The 23,232-nt window shown below is 65.0% G+C and carries 22 protein-coding genes and 1 pseudogene; 12 read left to right on the top strand and 11 right to left on the bottom strand.

Features of this window, described 5'->3' with window-relative positions; translation table 11 throughout:
- Window positions 1-8: 8 nt before the first annotated feature.
- Both U1738_RS10565 and U1738_RS10560 read right to left on the bottom strand, forming a co-directional pair.
- Entirely contained in the window at window positions 9-767 is a 759-nt protein-coding gene (locus U1738_RS10565; protein ID WP_332789018.1) for a molybdopterin-dependent oxidoreductase, read from the bottom strand.
- Window positions 764-1,513, bottom strand: coding sequence for a cytochrome b/b6 domain-containing protein (locus U1738_RS10560; RefSeq protein ID WP_332789017.1), 750 nt, complete (start codon window positions 1,511-1,513; stop codon window positions 764-766). The genes U1738_RS10565 and U1738_RS10560 overlap by 4 nt, the downstream gene beginning before the upstream one ends.
- A gap of 88 nt (window positions 1,514-1,601) precedes the next feature.
- On the opposite strand from U1738_RS10560, the gene U1738_RS10555 reads away from it, so the two are divergent.
- Window positions 1,602-2,213, top strand: a complete 612-nt coding sequence (locus U1738_RS10555) for a flavin reductase family protein (protein ID WP_332789016.1) — start codon at window positions 1,602-1,604, stop codon at window positions 2,211-2,213.
- 3 nt (window positions 2,214-2,216) lie between these two features.
- Here U1738_RS10555 and U1738_RS10550 read toward each other — a convergent pair whose 3' ends face one another.
- Complete coding sequence (locus U1738_RS10550) at window positions 2,217-2,933, bottom strand: sulfite exporter TauE/SafE family protein (RefSeq protein WP_332789205.1); 717 nt, start codon at window positions 2,931-2,933, stop codon at window positions 2,217-2,219.
- Between the two features lie 243 nt (window positions 2,934-3,176).
- On the opposite strand from U1738_RS10550, the gene U1738_RS10545 reads away from it, so the two are divergent.
- Window positions 3,177-4,361 (top strand): pyridoxal phosphate-dependent aminotransferase, encoded by a 1,185-nt coding sequence (locus U1738_RS10545; RefSeq protein ID WP_332789015.1) that lies wholly within the window; start codon window positions 3,177-3,179, stop codon window positions 4,359-4,361.
- A gap of 324 nt (window positions 4,362-4,685) precedes the next feature.
- Here U1738_RS10545 and U1738_RS20295 read toward each other — a convergent pair.
- The 4 genes and pseudogenes from U1738_RS20295 to U1738_RS10525 form a co-directional block, all read right to left on the bottom strand.
- A pseudogene (locus U1738_RS20295) lies at window positions 4,686-4,799 on the bottom strand (PEPxxWA-CTERM sorting domain-containing protein); the annotation flags it as partial.
- Between the two features lie 784 nt (window positions 4,800-5,583).
- Window positions 5,584-6,792 (bottom strand): dual-specificity RNA methyltransferase RlmN, encoded by a 1,209-nt coding sequence (gene rlmN / locus U1738_RS10535; RefSeq protein WP_332789013.1) that lies wholly within the window; start codon window positions 6,790-6,792, stop codon window positions 5,584-5,586.
- Window positions 6,793-6,828: 36 nt separating this feature from the next.
- Window positions 6,829-7,332: a hypothetical protein gene (locus tag U1738_RS10530; protein WP_332789012.1), complete on the bottom strand. Its 504-nt coding sequence runs from the start codon at window positions 7,330-7,332 to the stop codon at window positions 6,829-6,831.
- Entirely contained in the window at window positions 7,329-7,994 is a 666-nt protein-coding gene (locus U1738_RS10525; protein WP_332789011.1) for a histidine phosphatase family protein, read from the bottom strand. The genes U1738_RS10530 and U1738_RS10525 overlap by 4 nt, the downstream gene beginning before the upstream one ends.
- A 139-nt stretch (window positions 7,995-8,133) precedes the next feature.
- On the opposite strand from U1738_RS10525, the gene U1738_RS10520 reads away from it, so the two are divergent.
- From U1738_RS10520 to U1738_RS10475, 10 genes are all read left to right on the top strand, one after another.
- Window positions 8,134-8,751: an outer membrane protein gene (locus tag U1738_RS10520; RefSeq protein ID WP_332789010.1), complete on the top strand. Its 618-nt coding sequence runs from the start codon at window positions 8,134-8,136 to the stop codon at window positions 8,749-8,751.
- A gap of 154 nt (window positions 8,752-8,905) precedes the next feature.
- On the top strand, window positions 8,906-10,018 hold the full coding sequence (gene dnaN, locus U1738_RS10515) for a DNA polymerase III subunit beta (RefSeq protein WP_332789009.1): 1,113 nt from the start codon (window positions 8,906-8,908) through the stop codon (window positions 10,016-10,018).
- Between the two features lie 48 nt (window positions 10,019-10,066).
- Complete coding sequence (locus U1738_RS10510; protein WP_332789008.1) at window positions 10,067-11,629, top strand: ArnT family glycosyltransferase; 1,563 nt, start codon at window positions 10,067-10,069, stop codon at window positions 11,627-11,629.
- Window positions 11,630-11,681: 52 nt separating this feature from the next.
- Entirely contained in the window at window positions 11,682-12,473 is a 792-nt protein-coding gene (locus U1738_RS10505) for a Coq4 family protein (protein ID WP_332789007.1), read from the top strand.
- 41 nt (window positions 12,474-12,514) lie between these two features.
- Window positions 12,515-13,744, top strand: a complete 1,230-nt coding sequence (locus U1738_RS10500; protein WP_332789006.1) for a DNA replication/repair protein RecF — start codon at window positions 12,515-12,517, stop codon at window positions 13,742-13,744.
- Between the two features lie 83 nt (window positions 13,745-13,827).
- On the top strand, window positions 13,828-14,589 hold the full coding sequence (locus U1738_RS10495) for an OmpA family protein (protein WP_332789005.1): 762 nt from the start codon (window positions 13,828-13,830) through the stop codon (window positions 14,587-14,589).
- A 101-nt stretch (window positions 14,590-14,690) separates the two neighbouring features.
- Complete coding sequence (locus U1738_RS10490) at window positions 14,691-15,362, top strand: hypothetical protein (RefSeq protein ID WP_332789004.1); 672 nt, start codon at window positions 14,691-14,693, stop codon at window positions 15,360-15,362.
- A gap of 88 nt (window positions 15,363-15,450) precedes the next feature.
- Entirely contained in the window at window positions 15,451-17,949 is a 2,499-nt protein-coding gene (gene gyrB / locus U1738_RS10485) for a DNA topoisomerase (ATP-hydrolyzing) subunit B (protein ID WP_332789003.1), read from the top strand.
- A gap of 34 nt (window positions 17,950-17,983) precedes the next feature.
- Window positions 17,984-18,733, top strand: a complete 750-nt coding sequence (locus U1738_RS10480) for a class I SAM-dependent methyltransferase (protein ID WP_332789002.1) — start codon at window positions 17,984-17,986, stop codon at window positions 18,731-18,733.
- 52 nt (window positions 18,734-18,785) lie between these two features.
- Entirely contained in the window at window positions 18,786-19,256 is a 471-nt protein-coding gene (locus U1738_RS10475; protein ID WP_332789001.1) for a DUF1440 domain-containing protein, read from the top strand.
- Window positions 19,257-19,400: 144 nt separating this feature from the next.
- Here U1738_RS10475 and U1738_RS10470 read toward each other — a convergent pair whose 3' ends face one another.
- From U1738_RS10470 to U1738_RS10455, 4 genes are read right to left on the bottom strand one after another with little or no spacing between them, the layout of a single operon-like run.
- The gene (locus U1738_RS10470) at window positions 19,401-20,429 is read right to left on the bottom strand and encodes a sensor histidine kinase (protein ID WP_332789000.1); all 1,029 of its coding nucleotides are present in this window, start codon (window positions 20,427-20,429) and stop codon (window positions 19,401-19,403) included.
- Window positions 20,426-20,869 carry a response regulator gene (locus U1738_RS10465; RefSeq protein ID WP_332788999.1) on the bottom strand — a complete coding sequence of 148 codons (444 nt, stop codon included), beginning with the start codon at window positions 20,867-20,869 and terminating at the stop codon, window positions 20,426-20,428. The genes U1738_RS10470 and U1738_RS10465 overlap by 4 nt, the downstream gene beginning before the upstream one ends.
- Window positions 20,866-22,392 (bottom strand): sensor histidine kinase, encoded by a 1,527-nt coding sequence (locus U1738_RS10460; protein ID WP_332788998.1) that lies wholly within the window; start codon window positions 22,390-22,392, stop codon window positions 20,866-20,868. Before U1738_RS10460 ends, U1738_RS10465 begins: the two co-directional genes overlap by 4 nt.
- A gap of 57 nt (window positions 22,393-22,449) precedes the next feature.
- Entirely contained in the window at window positions 22,450-23,220 is a 771-nt protein-coding gene (locus U1738_RS10455) for an exonuclease domain-containing protein (RefSeq protein WP_332788997.1), read from the bottom strand.
- Between the last annotated feature and the right edge of the window lie 12 nt (window positions 23,221-23,232).

Here is a 23,232-nt window from a genome sequence, read left to right as displayed (position 1 = left end):
CGGAACGATCAAATGCCCGCATACCAATCGTAATCGATGCGATCTTCCCAATATCCGCCTTTGCCTTGGCCGATGCCGGCCAGCGACGCTACGGCATCCACGGCCATGACATATTTGGCCTGTTTGTAGCCGAGCTGGCGCTCGACGCGCAGGCGGATCGGCGCACCGTGGCCGACGCTGAGCACCGCGTCGTTCATCGCCCAGGCGAGGATGGTCTGCGGGTGGAAGGCGTCGATCAGATCGATCGATTCGTAATAGTTCGCGCCACTGTAGAGATCGGCGCAGGTGAACACAATGTAGCGCGCGTCTGCCCGGATGCCGGCGGTCTGCAGCAGCGATTTCAGCGTCGGCCCATGCCATTTGCCGATCGCGCTCCAGCCCTCGACGCAATCGTGGCGCGTGATCTGGGTGCGCGACGGCATCGATCGCAGCTGCGCGAGCGAGAGATCGAGCGGGCGCGTCACCAGCCCGCCGACCTTCAACTTCCAGCCAGCGAAATTCTCCGCGACCATCGCGTTATACGCTGGCGTGCCGGGATTGGCGGTGCCGTTGGTGCGGAAGCGCGGCGACATCTGGTCCGGGCGGAATTCGGGTGCGAGCGCATCGCGGTCGGTCAGCGCGCGTTGCAGATGCTGGTTGATCTTCTCGCCCGAGAACAGGATCTGGCGGAACTGCTCGTTCTGCGCGAACCTGTCGCACCCGCCGAGCAGCAGCCCGGCCGAGGCCGCGGCACCGCCGATCAGCGTGCGTCTCGTCAGAATGGTCATGCCTCGTCCTCCGGCGGCACGGTCCAGCGCCCGGTGATCATCGATCGCACCTCGTTGATCGGCCCGGCGAGGATCACGAGCGTCAGATGCACGATGATGAAGGCGACCAGCCCGAACGCGGCGATGAAATGGATCGAGCGCGCCGATTGCCGCCCGCCGAAGACATCCAGCAGCCACGGCCAGGCCGCATTCATACCCGGCGACATGGTCAGACCGGTAAGGATCATCAGCGGGATCAGGATGAAGATGACGAGCACGTAAGACAGCTTCTGGAAGATATTGTACGCGGACGGGTGCTTCGGATCGTGGAAGCGGAAGGCGAGATGTTCCTTCAGATCGTGAAGCAGGGCGGCGGGGCGCAACTCGGCCAGACGCACGCGCAGGTCGCGCTGGAAATGCCGGTTGATCAGACTCGACACCATCAGGAACAGCAGACCGAACGCGAAGACCAAGGCGAAGGTCAGGTGCCAGCGCCGCGCGATCGCGAGATTGTAGCCGGCCGGAATGGTCAGATAGCTCGGCCAATGCGGCGTGTGCAGCCAGGCGGAATCGAAATTCGCGCCGTACGCGCCCCAATACAGATGCGGATGCGCGTTCAGGATGGTCAGCCCGCTGCCGATCATGATGAAGATCGTGACGACGTTCAGCCAATGCCAGATCCGCGTCGTCAGGCGGTGGCGATAGATCGACCGCGCCGGAGCAGTCAGGGGATCGGGTAGCGGATCGGGGGACGTCGAATTTTCCATCTTTGCCCTCATTCGTGCCGGTCGCGCGTTCGGTTACATAGCGGGTAAGCCCATCCGTTGAACAGCGTTACCGAAGGACCCGTCGCGCATGCCAGATCCGTATTTCTACCAGCCGGCCGATGGCCACGGCCTTGCGCACGATCCCCTCAACGCGATCGTCGCGCCGCGCCCGATCGGCTGGATCAGCACGGTCAGCGCGGCGGGCGTGCGCAACGTGGCGCCCTATTCCTTCTTCAATCTGTTCAATTACGCGCCGCCGCTGATCGGTTTTTCATCGATGGGCTGGAAGGACAGCGTCGCCAATATCGCCGAGACAAAGGAGTTCGTCTGGAATCTCGTCACCCGTCCGCTGGCCGAGGCAATGAACGAGACCTCGACCGGCGCCAAGGAGGACGAGTTCGTCCGCGCCGGTCTGGAGGCCGCGCCCTCCCGCCTCGTCGCGCCGCCGCGCGTCGCGGCCAGCCCGGTGGCATTCGAATGCCGGCTGACGCAATTGATCCGGCTGGAGACGAAGGAAGGGCGCGAACTCGGCCAATGGCTGGTGCTGGGCGAGGCGATCGGCATCCATATCGATCCCGCATTGATCGAGAACGGCGTGTACCAGACGGCCAAGGCGCACCCGATCCTGCGCGGCGGCGGCTGGGGCGACTATTTCGAGATCGGCGAGGCGCAATTGTTCCGGTTGCGCCGGCCGGAATGAGCTTCAACCATATGCCCGCCAGAAGAACACCGCCGTCGTCACGCCGGTGACGAGCAAGGTCCACACTCGCACCGCAGCCGGCGGCAGCCGGCGCCCGACCTTCGCGCCGAGCCAGCCGCCGACGATCGATCCGGCCAGCATCGGCAGGCACGCCGCCCAATAGACCAGGCCGGCGGCGACGAACACGATCGCCGCCGCGGCATTGGCCACCGCCAGCATCAAGGTGCGCGGCGCGAACAAGGCGCGGGGCGTGACGCCCGCGAGCAGGCCGTAGATCGCGGTGGTCATCAGCCCGACGCCGCCGCCGAAATAGCCGCCATAGATGCCGAGCAGCGCCTGCGCGGCGACCAGGCTGCGCGGGCCGATCGTGACGCGGGCATGCAGCCAGCGCGCGGCGCTCTGCCCAAACGCCAAGACGACGAAGGCGAACAGCAACAGCCAGGGGATGATCACGTCGAACGCATGGCTCGGCGTCACGACCAGCAACAGGCTGCCCGCCAGCCCGCCGACGAAGGTGATCCCGGCGAGCAACTTGTACCCTACCCCGCCGACTGGCCCCAATTCGTCGCGAAACCCGAACGCGCTGGTCGCCGCACCGGGCAGCAAGGCGACGTTGGAGGTGGCGTTGGCGATGTTGGCGGGCAGGCCAATCGCGATCAGCGCCGGCAGGGTCGCGAAAGTACCGCCGCCGGCCAGCGCATTCATCATGCCGCCGACCAGCCCGGCGCCGAGCGCGAGCGCGATAGTGATGGGATCCAGAATGTCCGCGCTCCGCCAGTGTCGATCCGCGCCGTAGCCCGATAGGGCGCGTCAAGGCTAGGCTGCGGACGGCCCATATCCGAAGCGCAACTTTGTGACGAATCGATTGCAGAATTCATTTTGCCGGGCGGGATTTTCGTGCCTACACTGTAACAAAATACAGCATGGAGAGACCTGGAGCGAAATCGACGAGGGGAACGGACGATGACGCACGACCTGTTGAATCAAGATGACCTGCTGGTACGGGAAAATCAGGACGATCTGCTGAGCCGGGGGTATGGCCGGCGCGACTTCGGGCGCATCGCCGCCCTGCTCGGTGCCGGGATCGTCGCCACCAATTACACCCGGCCTGCTTTCGCATCGGGCGGCGTGCCGGATCCGGCACCGACTTCGAAATATCGCATCGGTGCGAACGAATGCTGGACCGGGCCGCTGCCCTCCGGCCACGCGGCGGCGTCGCGGATCATCGGCATGGGCAATCGCTATTCGCCGCATGACGAGCGCGGCGACTTCATCAAGGCGGTGATGCAGGTGGAAGGCGTGCCGTACGATCACGTTGCGCCGTGGCCGGGATCGAGCGACCCGCTGTCGCGATCCGTGGTCAGCTTCTGTTCGCCCGAACGCGGGCTGGTGACGGCGGACCCGACGTTCGAACTCGCCGGGCGCACCGCCGAATGGTTGAAGGTGCCGGTCAAGCGCGTGCCGCTCAAGGCCGATTACACGCACGACGTGAAGGCGATGCTCGCGGCCGATCCCAATGCCGGGCTGTATTACATCTGCACGCCCAACAACCCGACCGGCACGGTCACGCCGCTCGCCGATATCGAATGGCTGCTCGCCAACAAGCCGGCCGGATCGATGGTGCTGGTCGACGAGGCGTATACGCATTTCGCGAACGTACCGACCGCGTCGTACATGGCGGCGGCGGGCAAGGACGTGATCGTGATGCGCACCTTCTCGAAGATCTTCGGGATGGCGGGCATGCGCATGGGCTATACGATGTCGCGGCCCGACGTGATCGGCAAGATGATGCGGTACGACGGCGGCATGCAGTCCGGCGCTTTGCCGTTGCCCAGCTTGGCCTGCGCCACCGCCAGCCTGCTCGATGCGAATGGCATCGCGCTCCGGCGCAAGGAGATGGAGTTCGCCCGCGCCTACGCAATCGATCACGTCAAGAAGAAGGGGCTCACGGTCATCCCGACCCAGGCCAATATGTTCATGATCGACTGGAAGACCAAAGTTCCCAAGGACATGCAGATCGCGTTCCGCAAGAACGATGTCGAGATCGGTCGATCCTGGCCGGTATGGCCGACCGTGTCGCGCGTGACGGTCGGGTCGATGGAAGACATGAAGGCATTCACGTCCGCGCTCGACAAGATCTGGGTGTAAGGCAGAGACTAATGGTTTTGAGAAGGCCGGGGCGCAATTCCCGGCCTTTTCTCTTTGGGGTTCAGGTTTGGCGCTCACCGCTGGCATCATGACTTGAGTCAGAACAAAATCCCTGCCCCGTCCGTGCGGCGCTTTTCGAAGAATCGTATTTCGTGCCTGAACTGTTCGCTTGTCGATCGAAGGATAGTGCTTCGACGCGCGCAGGACGAACGGATCGGGGACGGGGCATCCCGTCCAACCTCTCGGGACTCCCCCGCCCAAAGCACAGCAAAAGGCCGCCGGTCTTTCGACCGACGGCCCAGCGTTCACAAGGGAGTGAACCGGTTAAGCGAAGGCCACCTTGGCGGTGCGGCGGCGATAGCGCGCCGATGCGCCGACCATGCCGAAACCGAGGATCATCATGCCCCAGGTGGCAGGTTCCGGAACGGCCGCGACATTGCCGAGCACGGTGAAGGCAAGACTGTTGATGCTCGGCGTCGAAACGATCGTGTCGCCGTTCAACTGACGCTGGTTCGTCGGGGACGCCGGGCCGCCATTGTTATAGCTCGCCCAAACCTGGGTGTTGCCCGCGCCGGAAACGCCGAACCAGTAGGTGCCGGCGGCCAGCGTGATCGGCGCGAAGTTGGTCGTCACTTTCAGGATGCCGCTTTGATAGGTCGAGATGGCATCGATCTGGTCCACGAAGCTGAACGCATTCGCAAGCGCCGGGCTGCCGGCGACATCGTTGCGAATCTTGATGCGCAGCGCGTCGCCGATCGTCGAGAAACCGGTGCCTTCGAGAATTTCGAAGCCGGTGATGTCCGACGCCGACGCCAGCGTGAAGCTGACGAGGAAGTTCTGGCTGGAGGATTCATTCGTCCAATAGCCCTGGTTCAGAGTGCCGGTCGGCAGGCCATTGACCAAGGTTGCGGCGGATGCCGGCATCGCTGCGAAGATAGCGCTGGCAAAAACGGCTTTCATGATGGCGTGCATTGTATTTCCCCAATGGTAAAGCGTTTGATGTTCGACGGTAAGCGTTTTTACAACGTCTTCTTCCCCCGAAGAATTAATGGGGCTTTAACCGGCGCGGGAGGCTCCGTCGCTGTATATTTCGTACAATTTTTACCCTGTATCAAAACAGTACGAACTATGGTTACCGTAACTATAAGTCGCCAGCTACGATTTCGCCGCTGTTGCTATGGGTATAGCCGATACTGTGATCGACATTGGCAGCCGCAAGTGTTTATCCGAGGAGCGCAAGCTTTTCTGCTGCCTGCCGATCGAGATCGCCCCGGCTCTGCTTCTCGCTGGCAGTCTTCAACTGACCGCAGGCCGCGTCGATATCGCGCCCGCGCGGCGTGCGCACCGGCGCGGAGATGCCGGCGTCGAAGATGATGTTCGAGAAGGACTTGATCCGCTCGGGCGTCGAGCATTCGTACGGAGCGCCGGGCCAGGGGTTGAACGGGATCAAATTCACCTTGGCCGGCAGGTCGTAATGTTTCAGCAGGCGCACCAGCTCGTGCGCCTCGGCATCGCTATCGTTCTTGTCGCGCAGCATCACATATTCGAACGTGATCCGCCGGGCATTGTTGGCGCCGGGATAATCGGCGCAGGCCTGCAGCAATTCCTCGATGCCGTATTTCTTGTTGATCGGCACGATCTCGTCTCGGACCTCCTTGGTCACGGCGTGCAACGACACCGCGAGGTTCACCGCAATCTCGCTGCCGGCGCGCGCCATCATCGGCACCACGCCGGATGTGCTGAGCGTGATGCGGCGGCGCGACAGGCCGATGCCGTCGCCGTCCATCACGATCTTCAGCGCATCACGGACATTGTCGAAATTATACAGCGGCTCGCCCATGCCCATCATCACGATGTTGGTCAGCATGCGTCCCTCGGGCTGGCTCGGCCATTCGCCCAGCGCATCGCGCGCCAGCATCACCTGTCCGACGATCTCGCCCGGCGTCAGGTTACGCACCAGGCGCATCGTGCCGGTATGGCAGAACCGGCAGTTGAGCGTGCAGCCGACCTGGCTCGACACGCACAACGTACCGCGATCCGCATCGGGGATGAACACCATCTCGTAATCCTGCGCGTCATCGCTCCGCAGGAGCCATTTGCGCGTGCCGTCGGTCGAGACCTGCGCCTCCACCACTTCAGGTCGGCTGATCACGAAACGCTGTTCGAGCCATGGCTGCATCGTCTTGCTGATGTCGGTCATCAGCGAAAATTCGGTGACGCCGCGATTGTAGATCCAGTGCCATATCTGCTTGGCGCGCAACTTCGCCTGTTTCGGCTCGAGCTGCGACGTCTCCAGCGCCATGCGCAGATCCATCTTGGTCAGGCCGAGCAGGTCGATCCGGCCATCGGCGCGCGGCTTCAATTCGCGCGGAACGGGCACGGGGTCGATGTGCCCCGGGATGGGCATCAGGTTAGTCGCAGTGTTGGGCATCGCCGCCACATAGGCGAAAATGCGGGGAAATTCCAGCTACCGCCCCGCGCACCCCAGCGACGCCGCGTCGATCGCCGTCGCCGCGCCGCGCAGGGCGTAGACATCGGCGAAGGGCTGGCCGCTTTTGCCGAGCGACTCCACGCTCATGCTGCGACCGGATCGGATCGCGGCGACGATCGCGGCGTCGGTGCGCTTGTCCGGCGACCAGGCGTCGGCGGAGCCGGCGAGGAGGGCGAAGCGCCGCTCGCCGACCGACAAGGTCACGCGCGCGCGGGCGTCGCGTTCGCGACTCAGGCGGATGTGCAACTGATTGCGTGCGCCGCGTGCCGGCCAGGTGGCGATGCTGGCGAACGGGCGCCAGCGCGATGCGCCGCCGGCCTGAACCGGCTGGGCGATGGCGTAACAGCGTTGCGGCGAGGCATCGCTGAACGCGCCCCAGCGATCGAACACGCCCAACGATATCTTGGACGACGTCTTTGGCGCTTCGCCCGCGAACACCGGCGCGGCGACCAACGCGAGAAGTAAAAACGTCTGCCTCACGCCCCCCCGCCACCGGTGCCGAGATGGACTATCCGCTCCACGTCGTCGGTGATCTCCACCACCGATCCCTGTGGCAATCCGGGCAAGGCGGGCGCGTCGAACCCGGCGATGTCGGGCGCGAACGTCAGCACGCCGCGCAGCACGCGGCTGGAAATTCCGTGCATGATGACGAGCCGGTCGCCTTCGTCCTCCGCCGTATCGTGCGCCCAGCCGCCGACGCGGGCGGCGATCTCGGGGTAACGCTCGCCATCCGGTGCGCTGAGCAACAGGCCGTTTGTGGGATCGAACACCGGCCCTACTTCGGCGATGACATCGGCATAATAACGCCCGCCCCAGCCGCCCATGCCGATTTCCACCAGCCGCGCGTCGGTCTTCGCATCGTGCCAGTCGAGTTCGAGATGTTCGGCGATCACCGCCAGCGTCTGCAAGGCCCGGCCGGTGGGCGAAGACCACAGGGTCAGCGCCGGTTTTGCGCCCAGTTCGGCGCGCAATGCCCTGCCCATCTCGTCCGCCTGGGCGAATCCGGCGCGAGTAAGCGGCGTATGCGCTGCCTCGCCTTGCAATCTTTTCGCCGCATTGAAGACCGTTTCGCCATGCCGCGCGATGAAGTCGCGGCCCTGCCTTGGGCGCTGGTGCGGCGGCATTGTGGCATTGGTATCCATGGCCCGTCCTTCAACCCCGTGTGGCGCAAAAGCAACGGATTTCCGCGTTTATCTGAGGTTCATGCAACCTCGAACGGGCCCGCCTATTTAGCCAATCCCAGCCGCGAAGACGGCGGGTCGCACAATTGGAGTCATCACAATGCGTAAGATCGTTATCACCGCCGCCAGTGCCGCTTTGGCCCTCGGCATCGCCGCCCCCGCCTTCGCACAGGACGTGCCGGTCGAGCAGGCTCCGTTCACCGGTGCGCGTGCCGAAGCCATTCTCGGCTATGACCGCGTCGCCGACGGCAAGGACAATTCGAACGGCAAGAACGGCCTGCTGTACGGCGGCGCGATCGGTTACGACGCGCAGGTCGGCGGCGTCGTGCTGGGTGTCGAGGGTGAGATCACCGGTTCGACGATCAAGACCCGCAACAGCAACCTGCTGACCGCAGGCGACAATATCCGCGTCAAGGCCGGCCGCGACCTCTATGCCGGTGCACGATTGGGCTATGTCCTGTCGCCGGATACGTTGCTGTACGCCAAGGGCGGCTACACCAACGCGCGCTTCAACACCGATTACAGCATCGGTACCGCGCGGATCCAGCAGGGCGACAATCTCGGCGGTTTCCGCGTCGGTGCGGGGATCGAGCGCAAGTTGAGCGGCAACACCTATGTGAAGGGCGAATATCGCTACTCGCATTACGGCAAGCTCGATGGCTACGACATCGATCTGGATCGCCACCAGGTTCTGGCTGGCGTGGGCGTGCGCTTCTAAGCGCATCCGACATTTCCGGATTTCCGGACAGCGGAAGAAGGGCTGGAGCGCTTGCTCCGGCCCTTTTTTTCGTTAAGGTTAGGAGACCGGCAATACCCCCGACTCCATACGCTCGGCGGGCACGAAATTTGGGCGGCGGCCCGGGGGAAATACGATGAAGGCGACGATCGAACGCGCAACCCTGCTGAAGGGGCTGAGCCACGTCCAGTCGGTGGTCGAACGCCGCAACACGATTCCGATCCTCAGCAACGTGCTGATCGAGGCGACCCCCGAGGGCGGGCTGAAGCTGATGGCGACCGATCTCGATCTGCAGATCAACGAGACGATCGCCGCCGCCGTGGACACGCCGGGCGCGACCACCGTCTCGGCGCACACCCTGTTCGATATCGCGCGCAAGCTGCCCGAGGGCAGCCAGGTGTCGCTGGCAGCGGCCGAGGGCAAGATGACGATCATGGCCGGGCGCGCCAAGTTCCAGCTCGGCACGTTGCCGCGCGACGATTTCCCGGTGATCGCAGAGGGCGAATTGCCGGTGTCTTTCGAACTGCCGGCCGAGACGCTCAAGCAGATCATCGACAAGACGCGCTTCGCGATCTCGACTGAGGAGACGCGTTACTATCTCAACGGCATCTTCTGGCACGTGTCGGACGATCCGCTGCCGGTGCTGAAGGCGGCGGCGACCGACGGCCATCGTCTGGCGCGCATCACCCTGCCGCGGCCCGATGGCGCGGAATCGATGCCCGACGTGATCATCCCGCGCAAATGCATCGCCGAACTGCGCAAGCTGCTGGAAGAGATCGACGGTTCGGTCGGCGTGTCGCTGTCGCCGACCAAGATCCGCTTCGATCTGGGCCAGGCGCTGCTGACGTCGAAGCTGATCGACGGCACCTTCCCCGATTACAGCCGCGTCATCCCGACCGGCAACGACAAAATCCTGAAGATCGATCCGCGCAGCTTCGAGGAAGGCGTCGATCGCGTCTCCACGATCGCGACGGAAAAGACCCGCGCGGTGAAGATGGCGCTGGATCGTGACAAGATCACGCTTTCCGTCACGTCGCCTGAAAACGGCACGGCGGCGGAAGAGGTGCCGGGTGAATACACGTCTCTTGGGTTCGAGATCGGCTTCAACAGCCGCTATCTGCTCGATATCCTGGGGCAGCTCGACGGCGATACGATCGAAGTCCACCTCGCTGACGCCGCCGCCCCGACCTTGATCCGCGAGAACGACAAGAGTCCGGCGCTGTACGTCTTGATGCCGATGCGGGTTTGATGCAGGGGGCGTGCCCTTCGGTACGTCCTCTGGAAATCAGTTGATTTGATGGCATGTGATGAACCCGCCGCTGGCGGCGGGCTGGGACAGCCGGTTCGATTGATCGATCGCCTCGGCAACAACCCGACGTCGCGAGCCTTGGCGTTTCTCGCGTTCGCGTTGCTCGTGCGGTGCATCCAGTTCGGCAATCCGGTGATCCAGCCGGACGACCAATTCTATCTGTTGACCGGCGACCGGCTGCTGCACGGTTATCTGCCCTATATCGACATCTGGGATCGCAAGCCGGTCGGGCTGTTCATCCTCTATGCCGGCATCCGTTTGCTCGGCGGCGTGGGGATCATCCAGTATCAGATCGTCGCGACGATCTTCGCCGCGCTGACGGCGTGCGTGATCGGGCAGATCGCATTGCGCTTCACCACGCGGCGCGGCGCGTTGCTCGGTGGCTTCACCTATCTGCTGTATCTGTGCGTGTTCGGGGGCGAGGGCGGGCAATCGCCGGTATTCTACAATCTGTTCACGGCGCTGGCGGCGATGTGCATCGTGTGGATCCTCGATCGCGATCGCTTCGGCGCGCGCGAGTTCGGCCTGGGCTGTGCGGCGATGGCGCTGATGGGCTTGGCGATGCAGATCAAATATCCGGCTTTGTTCGAGGGCGCGTTCTTCGGCCTCGCCTTGTTGTGGATCGCGCATCTGCGTGGCGTGCGGATCGCTGGGTTGTTCGGGCTGGCCTTGATCTCGATGGTCATCGCGCTGGCGCCGACCGCCGCCGCCTGGGGCTTCTATGCCGCGCGCGGCTATAACGACGCCTTCGTCTTCGCCAATTTCACCTCGATCTTCCAGCGCGGGCATCCGGCGTACGGCACCGTGTTCATGCGCTGGTTCGTGATGGTGGCGCAGATCTCGCCGCTGCTGCTGGTCGCCTATCTGTCCTGCCGCCCGAAGGATGACGCAGGCCGGATCGCGCCACTGGCCGCGCACGGCGTGCAGAAATTCGTGCGCAACTGGGCGCTCGCCGCGGTCGGCGCGGTGATGGTGTTCGGCAGTTACTACGATCATTATGCGCTGCCGATGCTGCTGCCGCTCGCCATCGCCGGTGCGCCGCTGCTGGGCGATCTGGCGGCGGGGGTCGATTTCCATACGCGCCACCGCCGCTTGCACGTGCCGGCGGTGCTGTTCGTCGGGTTCATCGCCACGGTGCTGGCGACGGTCGCGATCCTGACGCATCAGGAGGGGCGCGGGCGGGGCAAGGCGGTCTATGCCATCGCCGATTATCTGAAGCCCCGATTGCACGATTGCCTGTACGTCTTCGCGGCCGAGCCGATCCTCTATCATCTCACCGGATCCTGCCTGCCGACGCGCTGGGCCTTCCCCGATCATCTGATCAATTCGGTGGAGGACGGCGCGATCGGCGTCGATCCGCTGGTCGAGGTGCAGCGGATCATGAGTCATAAGCCGGAATATGTCGTGGCGATGGAAAGCACGTTCAGCACGATCAATCTGCGCACCTGGAATTACATGCAAGGCGTGCTGGCGCGCGATTACGCGCCCGCGTTCGTGGCACCCGTGGGGATGCATTCGCGGATCGTCTATCGCCGTTTGCCGGGGCATTGACGTAACGGAAACGATCCATTACTTACAGCATTGTTAGTAAGGAGCGACTCACATGGCCAAGCTTCCCCCATTCCCCGGCACGACCGGTCGGCGCGATTGGCGTACCGCGATGGACGCGATCAAGAAGCTGATGGCGAATGGCGACGATACGACTCAGGTGTTCCGCATCATGCGCGCGCTGAACGTCGGCAATGCGCCGATGAATTATGCGCGCTTTATCGCCACCGAACGTGGCGGGCGGCTCGCCTATGAGCGCACCGAGCTCGCGCAGGTCTTCGCGCAGCCCGGTTATGCGAAGCAATTCGCTCCCGGCACGGTCGGCGCGGCGTACAATCATTTCCTCGAAAGTACCGGCTATTCCGCCGACGGCCTGGCCGATGTCAGCCGGATCAACGCCGAAGAGGATCTGCTCCATCCCTATGCCTGGTTCGGCCGCCGGGTGCGCGACACGCACGACATCTGGCACGTGCTGACCGGGTATAAGGCCGACGAGAGCATGGGCGAGGCGGCTTTGGTCGCCTTTTCCTACGCGCAGGTCGGTGGGCTCGGCTGGGCGCTGATCGGCACCGCCGCCGCGCTGAAGAGCATGCGCGTCACCGGCAGCCGCCTGTTCGCCAAGGCGGTGTGGGAAGGCTACCGACATGGCCGCAAGGCGAAGTGGATTTCGGGCGAGGATTACCAGCAGTTGCTCCACGAACCGCTCGACGCGGCGCGGGCGCGGCTGAACATCCTGACGCCGGTCGCGTACCGCAAGGCGCAGGTCGGGCTGGGCGAGGAAATGGCCTCCTATCTCAGCACGCAGCGCGAGAAAGCCGCGCAACCGGCGGATCGCCTCGCCGCGTAAAGCGCGCGACGGATCGCCATTCTGCGCTAAGAGGCGGGCCAATGCTCGCCCGCCTCGTCCTCACCGATTTCCGCAACCATGCCGATACCGTGATCGCGCCGGGGCCGGGTTTCGTCGTGCTGACCGGCGAGAACGGCGCGGGCAAGACCAACGTGCTGGAGGCGGTGTCGCTGCTCGCGCCGGGGCGCGGTTTGCGCCGGGCTGCGCTGGGCGAGATGGCGCGGCAGGGTGGGCCGGGTGGTTTCGGTGTGGCTGCCTCTCTAAAGCCCCTCCCCTTCAGGGGAGGGGTTGGGGGTGGGGAAGTCGAGAGCGCAGCGCAATTTGGTGAGACCGGGATTGCCGCCCTGCCCCACCCCAACCCAGCATCAGGTCAGTCAGGCCCCCGGCCTGACTTGAACCGCGCGGGGCGCGGTTCACCTGATGCTCCTGAAGGGGAGGGGCTTTTAGATATCGCCACCGGCACCCAACCTTCCGCCCCCGAACGCCGCATCGTCCGCATCCAGGGCGCACCCGTCGCCGCGACCGCGCTTGCCGAATGGCTGACCGTGTTGTGGCTAACCCCCGCGATGGACCGGCTGTTCACCGAGCCGGCCGGCGAGCGCCGCCGTTTCCTCGATCGCCTGACGCTTGCGCTCAGCCCCGGCCATGCCGTGCACAGCAACCGCTACGAAGCGGCGATGCGCGCGCGCAACCGGTTGCTGGGCGAGGACCTGCCGCCCGATCCCGACTGGCTGTCGGCGCTCGAAGCGCAGATGGCCGAACATGGCGCGGCAATCGACGATGCGAGGCGCGAGACGGTGGCAGCACTGGCCGAAGCGCTCGAAACGCAGATGGAGGGGCCGTTCGCCCGCGCCGGTCTCGCGCTCGAAGGATGGAGCGGCGGCGGCCCGACGCTCGCCGTCGATCTGGCGCAGAGCCGCCGGCGCGATGCCGCCGCCGGGCGCACTCTGGTCGGCCCGCACCGCACCGATCTGTCGGTAACGCATCTCGGCAAAGGACAGGCGGCCGCGCTCTGCTCGACCGGCGAACAGAAGGCGTTGCTGCTCGGCATCGTGCTGGCGCATGCCGATCTGGTTGCCGCGCGCACCGGCCATCCGCCGATCCTGTTGCTCGACGAGGTCGCCGCGCATCTCGATCCGGTGCGGCGCACGGCCTTGTTCGATCGCCTGTCGGGGCAGGGGCAGGTGTGGATGACCGGCACCGAGGATGCCCTGTTCGACGGGCTCGGTAGCGACGCCTTCCGGCTCACGCTCGGGCCGCCGGCCCGCTGAACCTTGCCTGTCGATCGAACTCATTCGCGGTTCAAGCGTCTCGTCCCATTGCCGACGTTCGGCGGGGGCCGAGGAGATTTGCGATGACGAGATTTACCAAGCCGATGCTCGCCTTGCTGGCGATTGCCGGAGCCGCGACACCTGCACTTGCGCAGGGCCGCTGGGATTATGGCGGCGGCCGCCCGGGTGACCGCGACTATCGCCTGATGGGTGCCGGCGTAAGCCTGCTCTACCCCGAACTGCGCAATACGAACCGTGGGCGCGCGTTCGTGATGCGCAATTTCGACGATAATCGCGACGGCCGCGTCCAGCCGCGCGAGGCGCAGGCGGCCAACCGGGCGTTCGCGCAGATCGCGGGCCCACGTCGCGACCGTTTCGACTGGCGCACGCGCGACACGGTCGTCGTGGTCGAGGATCGCGGACGTCCTGGTGGTTGGGATCGCGGCGCGATGCGCGGCTACGGCTTCCGCCAGACGGCGCGGGGCGCGACTTTGCGGTTGCAGGAGGACGTTCTGTTCAAGACCGACAGCGCGGAACTGCGCCCCGGCGCGATCGACAAACTGCGCCCGCTCGCCGATTATCTGCGTGCCGAATCCGGCGTGCGCGTGTCGATCGACGGCTATACCGATTCACGCGGCACCGATGCGCACAACCAGGATCTGTCGGAACGGCGCGCCGCCAGCGTGCGTGGCGCGTTCGACGATATGGGCGTGGTCCGGGCGCGATTTTCGGTCGTCGGGCATGGCGAGGCCGATCCGGTCGCGACCAATGCGACGCCCGCCGGCATGCGCCAGAATCGGCGCGTCGAAGTGACGTTGCTCGGCCAGCGCGCCGACCGCTTCTGACCGGTTCATGGGCCGGTCGGCCTCGGCTGCTCGGCCCCGTAACGGAACTCCCGCCCGACATTGGTCGTTGGGCGGCCGACATAATGACGAGAGGAAAAATCATGACTCGCTACAAGACGATGCTCAACGCCGCCGTCGCGTCTGCCCTGTTGTTCGGTGCTACCGGCCCGGTCATGGCACGCGGCAAGATGGACCGTGCGCGCGAAGCGGTCGCCGCCGCCCGCGCCAAGGTCGAGGTCGCTGCCAAGCTCGGCGCGAGCGGTGAAGTGCCGCGCCTGCAAGCCGAAGCCGCCGCTGCTTTGCGCACAGCCGAGGAGGATGTCGCCAGCAGCCGCAAGGACGAGGCGATCGCCCAGGCCAATCGCGCCTCGCAACTGGCCGATACCGCGATCGGCGTTTCGGAACGTAACCGCAACGCCAACGCCAATGTGAACGCCGCCGTCGCAGTCGATGCGCAGCAGCAGGCGGCATCCGCCAATGTCCAGGCCCAGGCCGCGACCGCACAGGCGGAGGATGCCAATGCCCGCGCCGCCGCCGCCGAACAGGCCGCGCGCGCCGCACAGGCCGATGCCGCCGCCGCCCGCGCCGCTCCGGCCCCTGCGCCGACCACCGTCGTTACGACCGAAACGACCAAGACCGCCGCCGTGCCGGCGACACGCGTGGTCGCCAAGGCCAAGCCGCGCGTGGTGAAGAAGACCGTGCGCCGTACGACGCCGGTGCGCGCCACGACGACCGAGAAGACCACCACGACGGTAACGACCGCGCCGAACTGATCGCGCGTACCGTAACGGGCCGCGCGTCCCCGGGGGCGTGCGGCCCATTTTGCTTCCGTTTCCGGCCCCGCGACCCTATATGCTGGGCATGGCTGAAGACCCCAACACCAACGACTATGGCGCAGATTCGATCAAGGTCCTGAAGGGCCTGGATGCGGTGCGCAAACGCCCCGGCATGTATATCGGCGATACCGACGATGGTTCGGGCCTGCACCACATGGTGTTCGAAGTGTCCGACAACGCGATCGACGAGGCCTTGGCTGGGCATTGCGACCGGATCGACATCACGCTGAACGCCGACGGATCAGTTTCCGTCACCGATAACGGACGCGGTATCCCGACCGGCATCCACACCGAGGAAGGTGTTTCGGCAGCCGAAGTCATCATGACGCAGCTGCATGCCGGCGGTAAGTTCGAGAACACGTCCGACGACAATGCCTACAAGGTGTCGGGCGGTCTGCATGGCGTGGGCGTGTCGGTGGTCAACGCGCTGTCCGAATGGCTCGATCTGACGATCTGGCGCGAGGGCCAGGAACATTACATGCGCTTCGCATTCGGCGATGCGGTCGCGCCGCTCAAGATCGTCGGCCCCGCCGCTACGGGGCAGAAGGGCACGCGCGTCACGTTCTTCCCGTCGCCCGCCACGTTCAAGATCACCGAATTCGATTTCGACAAGCTCGAGCATCGCTACCGCGAACTCGCCTTCCTCAATTCCGGCGTGCGCCTGTTCCTGAACGATGCGCGGCACGAGGAATTGCGGACGACCGAACTCTATTACGAGGGCGGGATCGCCGCGTTCGTGAAGTATCTGGATCGCAACAAGGTGCCGCTGATGCCGGAACCGGTGGCGATTTCGGGCACGCGCGACGACGTGACGATCGATGTCGCGCTGGAATGGAACGACAGCTATTACGAGAACGTCCTCGCCTTCACCAACAACATCCCGCAGCGCGACGGCGGCACGCACATGGCCGCGTTCCGCGCGGCGATGACGCGCACGCTGAACAATTACGCCGAGAAATCCGGTCTCCTGAAGAAGGAGAAGGTGACGCTCACCGGCGACGATATGCGTGAGGGGCTGACCGCAATCGTCTCGGTCAAGCTGCCCGATCCGAAATTCTCGTCGCAGACCAAGGACAAGCTCGTCTCCTCCGAGGTGCGCCAGCCGCTCGAAAGCCTGATGGCCGACAAATTGGCGGAGTGGCTGGAAGAGAATCCGGCGCACGGCAAGGCGATCGTCGCCAAGATTATCGATGCCGCCGCCGCGCGCGAGGCCGCCAAGAAGGCGCGCGAGCTGACGCGGCGCAAGGGCGTGATGGATATCGCGTCGCTGCCCGGCAAGCTTGCCGATTGCCAGGAGCGCGATCCGGCCAAGTCCGAACTGTTCCTGGTCGAGGGTGATTCCGCAGGCGGGTCCGCCAAGCAGGGCCGCGACCGGCATTTCCAGGCGATTCTGCCCCTGCGCGGCAAGATCCTGAACGTGGAGCGCGCGCGCTTCGATCGCATGTTGTCGTCACGCGAAATCGGCACGCTCATCCAGGCGATGGGCACCGGCATCGGCCGCGACGACTTCAAGATCGAGAAACTGCGCTACCACAAGATCGTCATCATGACCGACGCAGACGTGGATGGCGCGCACATCCGCACGTTGCTGCTGACCTTCTTCTATCGCCAGATGCCGGAGATCATCACCGGCGGCTATCTCTACATCGCCCAGCCGCCGCTCTACAAAGCGACGCGCGGCCGTAGCGAGGTCTACCTGAAGGACGACAACGCGCTCGACGATTATCTGATCGAGAACGGCGTCGCCGCGACCGTGCTGGAAGGCGCGGGCGGCCCGCGATCGGGTGCCGATCTGCGCTCGCTGGTCGATCATGCCCGGCGCATGCGGACGCTGATGCGCTACGTGCCGCGTCGCTACGACCCGACGATGGTCGAGGCACTGGCGATGGGCGGGGCGCTCGATCCGAACGCCGCGCGCGCCGACCGGCTGGCGCATGTCACCGAAGTCACGCAAGGCCTGATGGCCGCCGATCCCGAGGCGCGCTGGACCGCCAGTCTGACCGAGGACGGCTCGATCCACTTCGAACGCGCCTGGCGCGGCGTGACCGATCACCACATCATCGAGGCGGCGTTCCTCGTCTCGGCCGAGGCGCGCAAGCTGCATGCGCTGGCGATGGAACAGGCGGACAGCTTCGCGCAGACCGCCAAGCTCGTCTCGACCAAGGCCGCCGCCGCGCAGGCCGAAGCCGAGGAAGCGGTGGCCGATGCGGACGACGATGCGCCGCCCGCGCCCGTCGGCAAGGGCCAGACGATGGTCGCGCGGCCGAGCCAGTTGTTCGATGCGATCCTGCTCGCCGGCCGCAAGGGGCTGGCCATTTCGCGCTACAAGGGGCTGGGCGAGATGAACGCGGAGCAATTGTGGGAAACCACGCTCGATCCGCAGAACCGCTCGCTGCTGCGCGTCGAGGTCGAACAGGCCGATGTCGCGGACGAGATCTTTACCCGCCTGATGGGCGACGTGGTCGAGCCGCGCCGCGAATTCATTCAGGAAAACGCACTGAGCGTCGCCAATCTGGACGTCTGATACGCAATAACAATAATTGAACAGGAGAGAGACGATGCAAGCTTGGGCCAAGGTAACGATCGTTTCTCTCGTCGCGGTCGCGACGGTAGCGGGTGCGAAGACGCATTCGGCGTCCGAAAGCCAGAAGGCGATCGCCGCCGGTCTCGCCAGCCCCGCGCGCGCCGATCAGGCGGGAGACGATGCGCGGCGCAAGGCGGCCGAGGTGCTGGCCTTTGCCGGCGTCGGGCCGGGCGACACGGTGGTCGATTTCTTCCCCGGTGCCGGATATTGGACGCGGATCTTCTCGGGCGTGGTTGGGCCGAAGGGGCAGGTGATCTCGCTCTGGCCATCGGGTACGAAGAAATATGCCGACAAGGCCGCCCCGGCGATGACGGCGCGTGGCCTCGCCAACGTCAAGGTCGATGTGCAGGAAGGGCCGATCGCCGTGTCCACGCCGGTCGATCTGGTGTGGACCGTCCAGAACTATCACGACGTCAACAATGTCGGCGGCGAGGCGGCGATCGCGGCGGTCGATGCCGGCATCTTCAAGATGCTAAAGCCCGGTGGCACGTATATTGTGATCGATCATGCCGGCGCGCCCGGAACGGGCCTGACCGGCACGTCGACCACGCATCGCATCGAGCCTTCGGTGGTCAAGGCGCAGGTGATCAAGGCCGGCTTCAAGTTCGTCGGCGAGAGCGCCGCGCTGCGCAATCCAGCGGACGACCACAAGCTGAACGTGTTCGACCCCGCGATCCGCGGCCATACCGACCAGTTCGTCTACAAGTTCCGCAAGCCCGGTTGAACGAATCCGGGCGCTAAGGCGTTGACGATCCTGATGAACTCGGGAGACGTGCATGCCTGATCTGCCGGTGTTGGTCTTGCTCGGGGCGGCCTGTGGATTGATCGCATCCGCGATCATGGAGGCGTATCAATTGCTCGCCGCCAGGCCGTTCGGCCAGACTGGCGGGGGCGAGGCCTCGACCGAAAAGACGGCAGACAAGATCGACGCATCGTTCACCGGTCACCGCGTGCCGAAATCCCGTCGCGCCGCCGCCGGGCGGCTGGTCCATTATGCGACGGGTCTGGCGCTGGGCGTCGTCTATGTGGTGGTCGCAGCGTGGAAACCGGACGTCGCGATCCTGTTCGGTGCGGCGTTCGGCATCGTGGTGGCGATCGTTTTGGATTATCTCGTGGTGCCGACGCTGCGGCTCGGGCCGCCGGCGTGGAAGACACCGTTTGCAACGCATCTGTACGGGCTGAGCGCGCATATCGTGTTCGGCGTGAGCCTGGAGGCCGCGCGACGGATCGGGTTTCTGGTATTTTGAGGGCAACCTCTTAAACCAACCCGTCACCCCGGACTTGATCCGGGGTCCAACTCGCGGCTTTCGAAGCGCTCGATCTTGAAAGGCGTCGCGTGCGGCACGTTGAACCCGGATCAAGTCCGGGGTGACGGTTGCAAGGGAAGCGCCCTAAACCGCTGCCCGCAACACCGCCCGCACGCCGGTGCGGTCGGTGTCATATTCCACGATCGACTGCAGACTCATCGCCATCGCGCGGATCAGTTTCGTGCCAAGACCGGTGCCGCGCGGCTTCGCGCTCAGGTCCATGCCGATGCCGTCATCCTCTACGGCCAGAACAAACCGCCCCTCGCCCTCGCTGGTGAGGGCCACGCGCACCTCGCCGCCACGCGCGGGATAGGCGTATTTGCACGCATTGCTGACCAGTTCGGTGACGATCACGCCCAGCGAAACCGCGCGGTCGGTGGTCAGGCGGATCGGTTCGGCGGCGAGCGACAGGGTGCGCGGTGCATCGGGCGTCGACCAGGTCTCGCTCAATTCGCCGACCAGGGCGGCGAGATATTCCCGCATGTCCACACTCTCGACATCGTTCGAGGTGTAGAGCCGGCGATGGACCTGCGCGATCGCCGCGATGCGGCGTTGCGTGTCGGCCAGCGCATCGCGCGCCTCGCCGTCGCTGAGCACGCCCGCCTGCATGCCGACCATCGCCGACACCATCTGCAGCGAATTGGCGACGCGGTGGTTGACCTCGCTCAACAGCGCCTCGAGCCGCGCATTGGTGGCGCGCAATTCCTCCTCCGCCGCCTTCTTGGCCTGTTCGAGCAGCGACCGCGCCAGCACCTGCTTGAACGCGCTGGCAAGCAGATCGAAGAAATCGTCGCCGACCGTCTTGATGACGTAATCCGACGCGCCGGCTTTCAGCGCAGCGATGGCGATGCTGCCCTCTTCCGATCCGGTGACGTAGACGACCGGCGGCGTCACCGGCAGCGTGCGGAGCTGCTGCAACGTCTCCAGCCCGTTCATCTCGGGCATGTAATGGTCGACCGCGATCACATCGAACGCCGTCCCGCGGGCGAGCGCCACTCCCTCCGCACCGCCGCCCGCCATCGTCACCTGATACCCGCGCCGCGCGAGCGCCTTTGCCGCCAGCCGGCGCAGGCCCTCGTCGTCATCGATGTACAGGACGGTGGGATTCGTCACTGACCCTCGATATCCGGCACCTGAATCACCGACAGGAACAGGCCCAATTGGCGGATCGCCTGGGCGAAGCTCTCGTAATTCACCGGTTTGGTGATGTAGACGTTGCAGCCCAGATCGTAGCAGCGCTGGATCTCGACCTTGTCGTCGGTCGTGGTCAGCACCACGACGGGGGTGCGCTTCAGCGCCGGCTCGCTCTTGATCTTGGCGAGAATGTCCGTGCCGCTCATGTCGGGCAGGTTGAGATCGAGCAGCACCAGTGCCGGGCCGTTCAGCGCCGGGCCGTTCTTGTCGTTGAAGAGATAGTTGAGCGCGCTGGTGCCATCGGTGAAATGCGTGATCTCGTTCATGATCCCGGCACGGCGGATGTTCTTTTCGATCAGGCGCGCATGGCCCTCATCGTCCTCGATCATCACGATGCTGACGGAGCGATGGTCGTTCATGTCGTGTCCCCAGATCTTTTGAATTCCGCCTCGGTCAAGGCCGCCGGCAGCGTCAGCCGGAATGTGGCACCCTGGCCCAGTTCCGAGCGTACGTCGATCACGCCGCCGAGGCGATAGGCCAGCGCGCGGACATGCGCGAGGCCGATCCCTTCGCCGGGCTGATCCTGATGGCCGGAGCGGCGGAACAGGTCGAACACGCGCTGATGATCGGTCGCGGCGATCCCGCGGCCATTGTCCTCGATCTCATAGGCGATGCGCGATCCGGTCTGTTGTCCGCGCACCAGAATACGGCCGGGCCGCCCCGGCTGCAGATACTTCACCGCATTCTCGATCAGGTTGGAAAATATCTGCTCGATCGCCAGACGATCGGTAACGATGCCGGGTAGGTCGCCGTCGATCGCGATCGTCGCGCCGCGATCTTCGGTCAGGTGCTTCAGCGAGCCATCGATCGTGCCGACCAACGCGGCCATGTCGATCGGTTCGGGCGCAATCACGCGGCGGCCCTCGCGCGACAGTTTCAGGATCGCGTTGATCAACCGGTCCATCTTCTGCGTCGAGGTGCGGATGAAACGGATCGCCTCTGGCAGATCCTCCCGCGCCGCCAGCCGTGCATCTTCGCTGACGATCTCCGGCGCGGTCTGCTCGGCGCGATCGATCAGGTCGGTGATCGCGACGGTGGCGGTATCGAGTTCGGCGGTGAAGCCCATCACGTTGACCAGGGGACTGCGCAGATCGTGGCTGACGATATAGGCGAAGCGCTGGATTTCCTCGTTCGCCCGACTGAGATCGGCCGTACGTTCGGCGACCAGTTCTTCCAGCGAATCCGCGAAATCGCGCAGCGTGTCGCGCGAATCGCCCAGTTCGCGGGTGTAGCGCACCACGGTCGCCAGCGAGGCGAAGGCGACGAACAGCAGCAGCAGCCCCGCAATGCCGAGGATGATGTAGAACACCTTGACGCTGTTCTGCAGGTCGCGGTCGCGGATCGTGAGCAGGCGACGTTCTTCCGCGCCCATCTCGGCCAGCGTTTCGCGGATACCCTTCATGCGGGCCGCGCTCGTCTCTCCAACGAACGATTCGATTGCCGCGGGTCGCCGCCCGGACTGAACGAGGGCAATCGTCTCGTCGCGGTGCGCAACGATGGCGCGGACCATGTCGCGCAGTTGCGCGGAATTGGCGCGCTGGCGGGGATTGTCGATCGTCAGTTTCTCAACAGCGTACAGGGCCGGATCCAGCTTCGCCGCGACATCGCGATAGCTGTCGAGATAGATTTGCTGCCCGGACAGCAGATAGCCGCGCCGCACCGTTTCCGATTGTTCGATCACGTTGGCGACGCGAGTCACTGCCAGCTCGACCTCATAGGTATGCGCGACCCAGCGGCCATGATCGGTGGTGCGCGCCGTGGACCAGGCGGCGGCGGCGACCGCGACGATCAAAGCGGCAAAGCCGATCGCCATGCAGCCGATCAGGAAGCGCCGCGCCAGCCCCTCCCGTACACCTAATCTTTGGAGAAACGGACGCGCCATCGCGCTTCCCTTACGCAGCCGTCACGAACAACGCCAGTATCGGCGGCTTGAGCGAGATCAATCGTCCCACAATAGCGAGCCTTGCAAAGTCGGCCGCCCGACCAGCCCGCCGCCGCGTCGCCGCGCCATTTCCGTTTCGGCGGTGAAGCGCACGTCGATATCGCGATCGCCGAGGAATTTGGCGAGGCTGTCGTCGTCGATCTCTTGCCATGTCTTGCCGCGATCCAACCCGAAGCGCACGCGCGGCAACAGGCCCGGCGCGTTCGACCAGGCGATTAGCTGCGCCACGCTCGCCTCATTCAACATGTCGCGCAGGTGGAACGCGGTGACATAGGCGTCCGGAAAGGCGCGGTGCGCGGGCAGACCGCGTTCATGCTCGATCCCGTGCGGTTTGCGCCAGTACCGCAGCACCTGATTGGAGAAGCTCGGCGAATCCGGCCACAGCCTCAGCGCGCATTTCCAGGTGCAGATCCAGTCCGCGCCGCGCGTCAAAGCGGGCGTGCAATATTGCTCCTCGAACGAGGCGCGGTGCGCGGCGAGCGCGATGCGGCGCGGATAGGGATCGAGCACCGGGCGCGCGACATCCTGCCAGAACGGTGCATCGGCGACCTGTTCGTCGAGGATATGATGCACGGCCTGCGTGATCGGCGGGATCGGCCGGCCGGGATTGACGAACCGCTGCCCGCCTTCGCCGTGCAATTCCCAACGCCCGTCGGCACCGAGCGCGACATCCTGCCAGCCGATCTCGCACACGCCGTGCGCCGGCGGCGCCTGTCCGGTGGTTTCGAGGTCGATGACGCGGATGATCGAAGGCTGTGGGGGAGGCATTGCTACTTAAGT

Origin of the sequence: Parasphingomonas caseinilytica (assembly GCF_036663755.1) — a bacterium.
Lineage (GTDB): Bacteria > Pseudomonadota > Alphaproteobacteria > Sphingomonadales > Sphingomonadaceae > Sphingomonas.
Note: the sequence above shows the minus strand (reverse complement) of the source record. Positions and strands in the feature narration are given on the sequence as shown.

What these genes read in the sequence shown, in the direction of transcription:
- U1738_RS10565 (WP_332789018.1), bottom strand. Translation starts at nt 767, where the DNA reads ATGACCATTCTGACGAGACGCACGCTGATCGGCGGTGCCGCGGCCTCG.
- U1738_RS10560 (WP_332789017.1), bottom strand. Translation starts at nt 1,513, where the DNA reads ATGGAAAATTCGACGTCCCCCGATCCGCTACCCGATCCCCTGACTGCT.
- U1738_RS10555 (WP_332789016.1), top strand. Translation starts at nt 1,602, where the DNA reads ATGCCAGATCCGTATTTCTACCAGCCGGCCGATGGCCACGGCCTTGCG.
- U1738_RS10545 (WP_332789015.1), top strand. Translation starts at nt 3,177, where the DNA reads ATGACGCACGACCTGTTGAATCAAGATGACCTGCTGGTACGGGAAAAT.
- rlmN (WP_332789013.1), bottom strand. Translation starts at nt 6,792, where the DNA reads ATGCCCAACACTGCGACTAACCTGATGCCCATCCCGGGGCACATCGAC.
- U1738_RS10525 (WP_332789011.1), bottom strand. Translation starts at nt 7,994, where the DNA reads ATGGATACCAATGCCACAATGCCGCCGCACCAGCGCCCAAGGCAGGGC.
- U1738_RS10520 (WP_332789010.1), top strand. Translation starts at nt 8,134, where the DNA reads ATGCGTAAGATCGTTATCACCGCCGCCAGTGCCGCTTTGGCCCTCGGC.
- dnaN (WP_332789009.1), top strand. Translation starts at nt 8,906, where the DNA reads ATGAAGGCGACGATCGAACGCGCAACCCTGCTGAAGGGGCTGAGCCAC.
- U1738_RS10510 (WP_332789008.1), top strand. Translation starts at nt 10,067, where the DNA reads ATGGCATGTGATGAACCCGCCGCTGGCGGCGGGCTGGGACAGCCGGTT.
- U1738_RS10505 (WP_332789007.1), top strand. Translation starts at nt 11,682, where the DNA reads ATGGCCAAGCTTCCCCCATTCCCCGGCACGACCGGTCGGCGCGATTGG.
- U1738_RS10500 (WP_332789006.1), top strand. Translation starts at nt 12,515, where the DNA reads ATGCTCGCCCGCCTCGTCCTCACCGATTTCCGCAACCATGCCGATACC.
- U1738_RS10495 (WP_332789005.1), top strand. Translation starts at nt 13,828, where the DNA reads ATGACGAGATTTACCAAGCCGATGCTCGCCTTGCTGGCGATTGCCGGA.
- U1738_RS10490 (WP_332789004.1), top strand. Translation starts at nt 14,691, where the DNA reads ATGACTCGCTACAAGACGATGCTCAACGCCGCCGTCGCGTCTGCCCTG.
- gyrB (WP_332789003.1), top strand. Translation starts at nt 15,451, where the DNA reads ATGGCTGAAGACCCCAACACCAACGACTATGGCGCAGATTCGATCAAG.
- U1738_RS10480 (WP_332789002.1), top strand. Translation starts at nt 17,984, where the DNA reads ATGCAAGCTTGGGCCAAGGTAACGATCGTTTCTCTCGTCGCGGTCGCG.
- U1738_RS10475 (WP_332789001.1), top strand. Translation starts at nt 18,786, where the DNA reads ATGCCTGATCTGCCGGTGTTGGTCTTGCTCGGGGCGGCCTGTGGATTG.
- U1738_RS10465 (WP_332788999.1), bottom strand. Translation starts at nt 20,869, where the DNA reads ATGAACGACCATCGCTCCGTCAGCATCGTGATGATCGAGGACGATGAG.
- U1738_RS10460 (WP_332788998.1), bottom strand. Translation starts at nt 22,392, where the DNA reads ATGGCGCGTCCGTTTCTCCAAAGATTAGGTGTACGGGAGGGGCTGGCG.
- U1738_RS10455 (WP_332788997.1), bottom strand. Translation starts at nt 23,220, where the DNA reads ATGCCTCCCCCACAGCCTTCGATCATCCGCGTCATCGACCTCGAAACC.